This window comes from Actinomadura sp. 1N219 (assembly GCF_044326405.1).
Lineage (GTDB): Bacteria > Actinomycetota > Actinomycetes > Streptosporangiales > Streptosporangiaceae > Spirillospora.
Genome location: NZ_JBIRAY010000023.1, coordinates 43,349 through 53,862, shown reverse-complemented (window position 1 = coordinate 53,862; position 10,514 = coordinate 43,349). Strand labels below are relative to the sequence as shown.

The window sequence follows — 10,514 nt, the reverse complement described above, 5'->3', positions numbered from 1 at the left end:
GCTAGGAGATGCCCAGTTCGTTGTCGAGCGCTTCGAACAGCTCGTCGTCGTCGGCCCAGTCGATCCCGGAGTCCGGTTCGGGCTCCGCGCCGCCGTCGTCCCTGTCCTGCCAGGACCTCAGCAGCGCCTCCAGGCGGGCCGTGATCCTGGTGTGGTCGCCGCCGGCGGCGGCCGCGGCCGCCAGCGCGGCCTCCAGCCGGTCGACCTCCGCGAGGACGGGCCGGGTCGCGTCGTGCTCGCGCGGCGCGATCGACGTCTTGATCTCCCGGGCGACGGCCCGTGCGGTCGGATGGTCGAAGACGAGGGTGGCGGGCAGCCGCAGCCCCGTCGCCGCGTTCAGCGCGTTCCGCAGCTCCAGCGAGATCAGCGAGTCGAACCCGAGCTCCTTGAACGCGCGGTCCGGGTCGACCTCGCCGGCCGAGCCGCGCCGCAGCACCGTCGCCACCCGGCCGCTGACGAGTTCCAGCAGGACCGCGTCGCGCTCGTGCTCGGCGAGATCTTCGAGCCGCCGCTCCAGGATCTGGCGGGCGTCCGCGGACGCCCGCGCCGCCGGACGCGCCGCCCCGGTTCCGCGGAACAGGCCGCGGAACATCCACGGCAGCTCGTCCAGGTTCATCCGGGCGGCGTGCTCGTCCAGGGGGATCGGGACGAGCAGCGCCTCGTCCACCGCGGCCGCGTCGTCGAACAGCGCGGCGCCCCGCTCCCCGGTCAGCGCGATCATCCCGGTCCGGCGCATCCGCTCCCGGTCGAGGCCGGTGAGCCCGGCGGTCATGTCGCTGCCGTCCGCCCACAGGCTCCAGGCCAGCGACTGGCCGGGGAGGCCGTTCGCCCGCCGGTGCGCGGCCAGGGCGTCCAGCAGCGCGTTCGCCGCCGAGTAGTTGCCCTGGCCCGCGTTGCCGAAGACCCCGGCGTTGGAGGAGAACAGCACGAACGCCGACAGCCCGTCCATGCCGCGGGTGAGGTCGTGGAGGTGCAGCGCCGCGTCCGCCTTGGCGCGGAGCACCCGGTCGAGCCGCTCCGGAGTGAGCGAGCCGATCACACCGTCGTCGAGGACACCGGCCGTGTGGACGACCCCGGTCAGCGGACGGTCCGCCGGTATCCCGGCGAGCAGCCCGGCCACCGCGTCGCGGTCGCCGACATCGCACGCGGCGATCGCGACCTCGGCGCCGAGCCCCGCCAGCTCCTCCCGGAACTCGGCGGCGCCGGGCGTCTCCATGCCCCGGCGCCCGACCAGCAGCAGCGAGCGGACGCCGTGCGCGGTCACCAGGTGCCGTGACACCAGGCGGCCCAGCATGCCGAGCCCGCCGGTCACCAGCACGGTGCCCCGGTCGCCGAACGTCGCGGCGGGCGGCGTCGTCCCCGGCCGGACGACCGGGACCCTGGCCAGCCGCGCCCGGTGCACGACCCCGTCGCGCATGATCACCTGCGGTTCGCCGGATGCCACGATCGCGCCAACGTCCGGTGCGGCCGGTCCGGCCGGGCCTTCGCCGGTCGTGTTCGCGATGTCGGCGAGGAGTATGCCGTCGCCGGGGTTCTCCGCCTGCGCCGCGCGGACCAGGCCGCCGACCGCCGCGCCCGCCAGGTCGGAGACGTCCTCGCCGTCCAGCGCCGCCGCCCCGCTGGTGAGGACGAGCAGTCTCGACTCACGGAACCGCTCGCCGGCCGACCACGCCTTCAGTACCTCCATGACCTCCTGCGCGGCGGCGTGCACGGACTCGGCGTCGGTGCCCGCGCGGGGCGTCATGACGACGACGTCCGGGACCGGCTCCGTGGCGGCGGCCACGGCCTGGACCTCGTCCCACGTCGTCCAGGACACGGCTGAGGCCGCAGTTCCCGGGACCGGCGACCATTCCACCCGGAACAGCGAATCGACGAACTCCTCGCCGGTCGGCCGGAGCTGATCCGCCGTGACCTTCCGCGACGCCAGCGCCGCAGCCGAGAGCACGGGACGTCCTGTCTCGTCCGCCATCAGCAGGGACACGCCGTCGCCGTCCTCCGCCGGAGCCACCCGCACCCGGAGGGACGTCGCACCCGTCGCATGGAGCGAGACACGACGCCAGTCGGACGGGAGCCGGAGTTCGCCCTCCTCCGCGGCGTCGTCGTCCAGCCAGCGGACGTGCGCCGCCGCGTCCAGGAGAGCCGGATGGATCCCGAACCTGTCGGCGACCGCGGCGGCGTCCTCCGGCAGCGCCACCTCCGCCAGCCATTCGTCACCGCGCCGCCAGACCGTCCGCAACCCCTGGAACACCGGCCCGTAGTCGAAGCCTCGCTCGAACGACCGCGCGTACGCGTCGCCGACGTCCACCGGGGCCGCCCCCACCGGAGGCCACACGTCCAGCTCCGCACCGGGCGCCGGGGCCCCGGTACCGAGCGTGCCGACCGCGTTCCGCACCCACGACTCATCGGCCGCCGCCCCGTCCCGGTGGGAGTGGACGCTCACCGGCCGCGTTCCGGACTCGTCCCGCGCCCCGACCACGACCTGCACGTCCACCCCGCCATGCTCGGGCAGGACGAGCGGCGTCTCCATCGCCAGCTCTTCCAGCACGTCGCAGCCGACCTGGTCACCGGCCCGGATCGCCAGTTCCGCGAAACCCGCGCCCGGGAACACCACGGCGCCCAGCACCTCGTGCTCTGCCAGCCACGGCTGCGTGTCCACCGACAGGCGGCCCGTCAACACGACCCCGCCGGATTCCGGCGCCACCACCACTGCGCCCAGCAGCGGATGCTCCGCCGCTATCTGGCCGAGGCTCGACACGTTGCCCGACGTCGCGGCGGCGTCCGTCCAGTACCGCTTCCGCTGGAAGGCGTAGGTCGGCAGCTCGACCCGGCGGGCGCCCCGTCCGGTGAACACCGCGCGCCAGTCGACGTCCGCGCCGCTGGCGTGGAGGTGCCCGATCGCGGTGAGGAGCGCGGTCGGCTCGTCCTGGCCGCCGCGCAGCGCGGGGACGGCCGTGGCCTCGTCCAGCGCCGACCTGACCAGCGCCGACAAGACACCGTCCGGCCCCACCTCAACGAACCGGGACACGCCCTCAGAACGCAACGCCTGGACACCGTCATGGAACCGGACCGCGTCCCGCACATGCCGCACCCAATACTCGGCCGTGCCAAGCTGCTCGGGCGCCGCGACCCCGCCGGTCACGTTGGACACGATCGGGATGGTCGGGACCTTGTAGTTCAGGCTTTCGGCGACCTTGCGGAAGTCGTCCAGCATCGGGTCCATCAGCGGCGAATGGAATGCATGCGAAACCCGGAGGCGAGTCGTCTTGCGGCCCTGGGCGGCGAAGTGATCGACAATCCGGACGACCTCGTCCTCGTCCCCCGACACGACGACCGAGTCCGGCCCGTTCACCGCCGCGACGGCGACCGGCCCGTCGCCGAGCAGGTCGATGACCTCGTCCTCGGACGCCTGCACCGCCGCCATCGCACCACCCGGCGGGAGCGCCTGCATCAGCCGTCCGCGCGCCGCCACCAGCTTCGCCGCATCGTCCAGCGACCACACCCCGGCCACATGCGCAGCCGCCAACTCGCCAATCGAATGCCCGGCCAGAAAATCGGGACGGACGCCCCACGAAGCAAGGAGCCGGAACAGCGCCACCTCGACCGCGAACAGCCCGGCCTGCGTGAACATCGTCTGATCGAGCCGTTCTGCGTCCGACCAGATCACGTCTCGAATCGGCCGAACCAGGTACTCGTCCAACGTGGCGCACACCTCATCGAAGGCGGCGGCGAACACCGGGAACGCCTCATACAGCTCCCGGCCCATGCCGAGCCGCTGCGCGCCCTGGCCTGAGAACAGGAACGCCGTTGAGCCAGCAACGGCGACACCGGTCACCAGTCCGACGGACGGTTCACCCGTGGCAAGTGCGGCCAATCCACCGGCGTGGTCATCGGCGACGATCACCGCTCGGTGTTCCAGCGCCGCCCGGCCGGTCGCCAGCGACCAGCCCACGTCCACCGGCTCCAGCGCCGGACGCGCACCCATGTAGGAGCGCAGCCGGTCCGCCTGCGCCCGCAACGCCTCGGCCGACTTCGCCGAGATCACCCATGGCACCGCGCGACCGGTACCGTCCTCGCGTTCAGTGACCTCTTCAGCGGGAGCTTCTTCCAGGATCACGTGCGCGTTCGTCCCGCTGATCCCGAACGACGACACCCCGGCCCGGCGCGGATGCCCGTTGACCGGCCATTCGCGCGTCTCGGTCAGCAGCTCAACCGCGCCCGCCGACCAGTCCACCTCCGGGGACGGGGCGTCGACGTGCAGCGTCTTGGGCAGGACGCCGTGCCGCATCGCCTCGACCATCTTGATGATCCCCGCCACTCCGGCGGCGGCCTGCGCGTGGCCCATGTTCGACTTGATCGACCCCAGCCACAGCGGACGCTCCGGCTCCCGGTCCCGCCCGTAGGTCGCCAGGACCGCCTGCGCCTCGATCGGGTCGCCCAGCGTGGTGCCGGTGCCATGCGCTTCCACCGCATCCACGTCACCGGTGTTCAGGCCCGCGTTCGCCAAAGCCTGGCGGATCACCCGCTGCTGGGACGGTCCGTTCGGCGCAGTCAGACCATTCGACGCGCCGTCCTGGTTAATGGCGCTGCCCCGCACGACCGCCAGCACCGGATGACCGTTGCGGCGAGCGTCCGACAACCGCTCCACCAGGACCACGCCGACGCCCTCGGCCCACCCGGCGCCATTCGCCGACGCCGAGAACGACTTGCAACGGCCCTCCGGCGAAAGCCCCCGCTGCTCGCTGAATTCCACGAACATATTTGGCGTGGACATCACGGTCACGCCACCGGCCAACGCCAATGAGCACTCGCCCGAACGCAGCGCCTGCGCGGCCCAGTGCAGCGCGACCAGCGACGACGAGCACGCCGTGTCGACCGTCACCGCCGGACCCTCCAGGCCCAGCGCATAGGCCACGCGACCCGAAACCAGGCTGCCGCCGCTTGTCGTGGCGGAATCTCCACCTAGGCCGTAGTCGTGGTACATCAATCCGGCGAAGACGCCCGTGGCGCTGCCCCGCAACGACGACGGGTCAATCCCCGACCGCTCCAATGCCTCCCACGACGCCTCCAGCAACAACCGCTGCTGCGGATCGGTGTCGGCCGCCTCCCGTGGTGAGATCGCGAAGAAATCCGCATCGAACTCCGCCGCGTCATACACGAACCCGCCCTCGCGCGCGACGCTCTTGCCCGCGCGACCCGGTACCGGGTCGTACAGCCCGTCCACGTCCCAGCCGCGATCGACCGGGAACCCCGACACCGCGTCCACTCCATCGGCCACCAGCCGCCACAAATCATCCGGAGACCCGACACCACCCGGATACCGGCACGCCATTCCCACGATCACGACCGGATCGTCGTCCTGCGCGGCCCGGCCCACCGGCGTCACCGCCGCCACGGCGGCGCTCGTCCCGGCGATCTCCTGGTTCAAAAAGCCCGCCACAGCACGCGCCGTCGGATAGTCGAACACCAACGTCGCGGGCAACCGCAAACCCGTCTCACCGCGCAACGCATTACGCAGCTCCACCGCCGAAAGCGAATCGAAACCGAGTTCCTTGAATGGACGCTCGGGCTGGACGGCGTCGGCGGAACCGTGTCCGAGCACTGAGGCGACGTGGGTCCGGACGAGTTGAAGCAGCGTCTCGATGCGTTCCGCCTCGGGCAGCCCGGCGAGTCGTCCCGTCATCGCCTCGGCGTTCTGGGGCTGTGCCTGCACGGCTCGACGCAGTGATCCGCCGGACATGTCGCGCAGTAGCGCCGGAACCGTGTCGCCCCTTGCGCGCAGGGCCTTCCGGTCGAGCTGAACCGGCACCAGGACGGCTTCGTCCGCGAACGACGCCGCGTCGAACAACGCCAGACCCGTCTCGACCGTGAGGGCCGGCATGCCTAGCCGCCCCACCCGGTCCATCTCGGCGGCGGTGAGGCCAGTGGTGACGTCCCAGAGACCGAAGGCGATCGACGTCGCCGCCAGCCCCTTCGCCCGCCGGTGCACGGCCAGCGCGTCAAGGAAGACGTTCGCCGCCGCATAGTTGCCCTGCCCGGCGGCCAGCACCAGCCCGCCCGCCGACGAGAACAGCACGAACGCCGAAAGGACTATGCCTTCGGTCAGCTCATGCAGATGCCACGCCGCGTCCGCCTTCGGCGCCAGGACGGCATCGATTCGCTCAGGGGTGAGGGAGGAGAAGACACCGTCGTCCATGACACCGGCCGCGTGGATCACGCCGGTGAGCGGTTGCTCGTCCGGGATCGCGGCCAGCAGGTCCGCCACCGCCCGCCGGTCGGACACGTCACACGCCGCGACCGTCACTTCCGCGCCCAGATCCGCCAGCTCCGCGCACAACCCGGTCGCGCCGGGCGCGTCCATGCCCCGCCGGCTCGTCAGCAGCAGACGCCGCACACCGTGCGCCGACACCAGATGCCGGGCCACCAACGCGCCCAGACCGCCCGTACCGCCGGTGACCAGCACCGTCCCGTGCCCGGCCCATGGGTCATCGACCGTGCGGCCGCCCTCCACCGACGCCCCGGTCAGCCTCGGCACCCACAGCTCCCCGCCGCGCACCGCCGCCTCGGGCTCGCCGGAGGCCGTGACCGCCAACGCCAACCGCATCGAACCCGGATCGTCGTCCACGTCCATCAGCACCACACGGTCCGGATGCTCCGCCTGAGCCGCCCGCACCAGACCCCACACCGGAGCCTGCGACAACTCCACCGGCTCACCGGCGACCGACACCCCACCCCGCGTCACCACCACCAGCCGAGAACCCGCGGACTCCTCACCGGCCAGCCAACCCTGGATCGCCGACAGCGCCTCGCCCGCGACCGAACGCACATCCGCCGGTACCTCGCCCGAGCGCGCCTGCGGGCACGTCCAGACCGTCACGTCCGCGCCGTCCGGGGCCTCGGGCAGCGGGCGCCGCGTCCATCCGATCCGGAAGAGCGAGCCGCCGGTCCCGTCGGCGGAGCGCAACTGCCCGGACGACACCGGCCGCGACACGAGCGATTCCACCGCGAGGACCTCGCGTCCGGACTCGTCAGCGAGGGTCATGGACGCGCTGCCATCGCCGCGTCCGAGACGGGTGTGGACGCGCAGCACCGACGCTCCGGACGCGTGCAGCCGCACCCCGCTCCACTCGAACGGGAGCAGGGTCTCGTCTCCGCTCTGCGCGTCGTGGTGAAGCAGCTCGGCGTGCATGGCCGCGTCCAGCAGGGCCGGATGGACGCCGAATCCCTCGGCCTCATCCCGGTACTCCTCGGGCAGTGCGACCTCGGCGAACAGTTCGTCGCCGCGCTGCCAGGCCGCCCGCAGCCCGCGGAAGACGGGCCCGTATCCGTAGCCTTCGTCCAGCAGCCGGGCGTAGGCGCCGGTGATATCCATCGCGGTGGCGTCGGCAGGCGGCCAGGCCGGGAGAGCGAAGGCGGGCGCCGCCGGACCGGCCGTGCCGAGCGCGCCCTTGGCGTGCCGGGTCCAGCCATCTCCGGACGACGCGTCCTCGGGACGGGAGTGGACGCTCACCGACCGGTCTCCGGACTCGTCCGCCGCCTCGCCGACCGTCACCCGTATCGCGACGCCGCCCTGCTCGGGAAGGACCAGCGGCGCCTCCAGCGTCAGTTCCCGGAGCACGTCGCAGCCGACCGCGTCCCCCGCCCGGATCGCGAGCTCGACGAACGCCGTCCCGGGCAGCAGCACGTTGCCGAGCACCCGGTGATCGGCGAGCCAGGGCTGGGCGTCCACCGACAAGCGGCCCGTCAGCGTGACGCCATCGGAGTCCGGGGACGTCACGATGGCGGCCAGGAGCGGATGCCCCGCCACGTCGAGCCCTGCCGATGAGATGTCCGCCTCCCCGGTTCGCGGGGCGAGCCAGTACGTCTGGCGCTGGAACGCGTAGGTCGGCAACTCGACCTGGCGACCGTCACGGGCCGCGAAGACCGCCGTCCAGTCGACCGCCGCACCCGAGACGTGCAGGCTCGCGACCGCTTGGAGAAGGACGTCCTGCTCTGGACGGTCCCTGCGCTGCACCGCGACGAGCACCGCGTCCTCGGCCTCGACGCTCTGCTGCGCCATCCCGGTCAGGACCCCGTCCGGGCCCACCTCGACGAACCGGGACACGCCCTCAGAACGCAACGCCTGGACGCCCTCGTGGAACCGAACGGCGTCCCGCACATGCCGCACCCAGTACTCCGCCGAGCCGAGCTGCTCCGGCTCCGCAACCGCACCGGTCAAGGTCGACACGATCGGAATGGCCGGGGCTGCGTAGTTCAGGCTTTCGGCGACGCGGCGGAATTCGTCCAGCATCGGGTCCATCAACGGCGAGTGGAACGCGTGCGACACCCGCAACCGCGACGCCTTACGCCTCAACCCCTTGAAGTGCTCAACAATGCGGGCGACTTCGTCCTCGGCCCCTGATACCACCACCGACGCCGGGCCGTTCACCGCCGCCACCGACACCGGCCCATCACCGAGCAGGTCGACGACCTCGGACTCAGAAGCCTGCACCGCCGCCATCGCGCCGCCCGCCGGAAGGGCCTGCATCAGCCGTCCGCGCGCCGCCACCAGCTTCGCCGCATCGTCCAGCGACCACACCCCGGCCACATGTGCCGCTGCCAACTCGCCAATCGAATGCCCGGCCAGAAAATCGGGACGGACACCCCACGAAGCAAGGAGCCGGAACAGCGCCACCTCGACGGCGAACAATCCAGCCTGCGTGAACATCGTCTGATCGATCAGCTCGGCGTCCGACCAGATCACGTCACGCAAGGGACGGTCCAGATGACCGTCCAATGCGGCGCACACCTCATCGAAGGCAGCCGCGAACTCCGGGAACGCCTCATACAGCTCCCGGCCCATCCCGAGCCGCTGCGCGCCCTGCCCCGAGAACAGGAACGCCGTTGAGCCAGCAACCGCGGCACCGGTCACCAGTCCGACAGACGCTTCACCCTCAGCTAGCGCGGCCAGCCCAGCGGCGTGGTCGTCGGCGACCACCACCGCTCGGTGTTCCAGCGCCGTCCGGCCGGTCGCCAGCGACCAGCCCACGTCCACCGGCTTCAGCTCCGGACGCGCGCCCACGTAGGAGCGCAGCCGTTCCGCCTGCGCCCGCAACGCCTCGGCCGACTTCGCCGAGATCACCCACGGGACCACACCACCCGACACCTCGCGGTCCCCGGTGCTCTCCTCGGCGGGAGCCTCCTCCAGGATCACGTGCGCGTTCGTCCCGCTGATCCCGAACGACGACACCCCGGCCCGGCGCGGTCGTCCGTCCACCGGCCAGTCCCGGGCCTCGGCCAGCAGCTCGACCGCGCCCGCCGACCAGTCGACGTGCGGGGACGGCTCGTCCACATGCAGCGTCTTCGGCAGCACGCCGTGCCGCATCGCCTGGACCATCTTGATGATTCCGGCCACGCCCGCCGCAGCCTGCGCATGGCCCACGTTCGACTTGATCGACCCCAGCCACAGCGGACGCCCCTCGGGACGGTTCTGCCCGTAGGTCGCCAGCACCGCCTGCGCCTCGATCGGGTCGCCCAGGCTCGTTCCGGTCCCGTGGGCCTCGACCGCGTCCACGTCGGCGGCGTCCAGGCCGCCGCTCGCCAGCGCCTGGCGGATCACCCGCTGCTGCGACGGGCCGTTCGGCGCGGTCAGACCATTGGACGCGCCGTCCTGGTTGACCGCCGAGCCCCGCACCACCGCCAGCACGGGATGACCATTCCGCTGAGCGTCCGACAGCCGCTCCACCAGCACCACGCCGGCGCCTTCGCCCCAGCCGGTGCCGTCCGCCGACGCCGAGAACGACTTGCAGCGGCCGTCGGGCGAGAGGCCGCGCTGCTCGCTGAACTCGACGAAGGTCTCCGGTGTCGCCATGACGGTCACGCCACCGGCCAGTGCCAGCGAGCATTCGCCCGACCGCAGCGCCTGGACGGCCCAATGCAACGCCACCAGCGACGACGAGCACGCCGTGTCCACCGTCACCGCCGGGCCCTCAAGACCCAGCGTGTAGGCGACGCGGCCCGGGACGATGCTGCCGTTGCTGGAGCTGTTGCCGTAGTCGTGGTACATGACACCCGCGAACACGCCGGTCCGACTGCCGTGCAGGGTGACCGGGTCGATTCCAGCGCGTTCGAGCGCCTCCCAGGAGACCTCCAGCAGGAGCCGCTGCTGCGGGTCCATCGCCAGTGCCTCGCGGGGGCTGATGCCGAAGAACGCGGGGTCGAACTCCGCCGCGTCGTGCAGGAAGCCGCCCTGGTTCACGTAGCTCTTGCCGGGCACGCCGGGCTCCGGGTCGTAGACGCCCGCGAGGTCCCAGCCCCGGTTCGCGGGGAAGCCGGTGACCGCGTCCACGCCGCCCGCGACGAGGCGCCACAGGTCGTCGGGGGTGGCGACGCCGCCGGGGAAGCGGCACGCCATCCCGACGATCGCGATCGGTTCGGCGGCGGCGTCCGCCAGCCGGTCGGCGCGGCGGCGCAGCCGCTCGTTCTCCACCAGCGAGTCGCGCAGCGCCTCGACGATCTCCTCGACGGATGCGTCCACG

Annotated in this window: 1 protein-coding gene; it reads right to left on the bottom strand. The window is 72.3% G+C overall.

Annotated features, from left to right (window positions below; genetic code table 11):
* Position 1 precedes the first annotated feature (1 nt).
* Entirely contained in the window at positions 2 to 10,513 is a 10,512-nt protein-coding gene (locus tag ACH35V_RS39695) for an SDR family NAD(P)-dependent oxidoreductase (protein ID WP_395980048.1), read from the bottom strand.
* Between the last annotated feature and the right edge of the window lies 1 nt (position 10,514).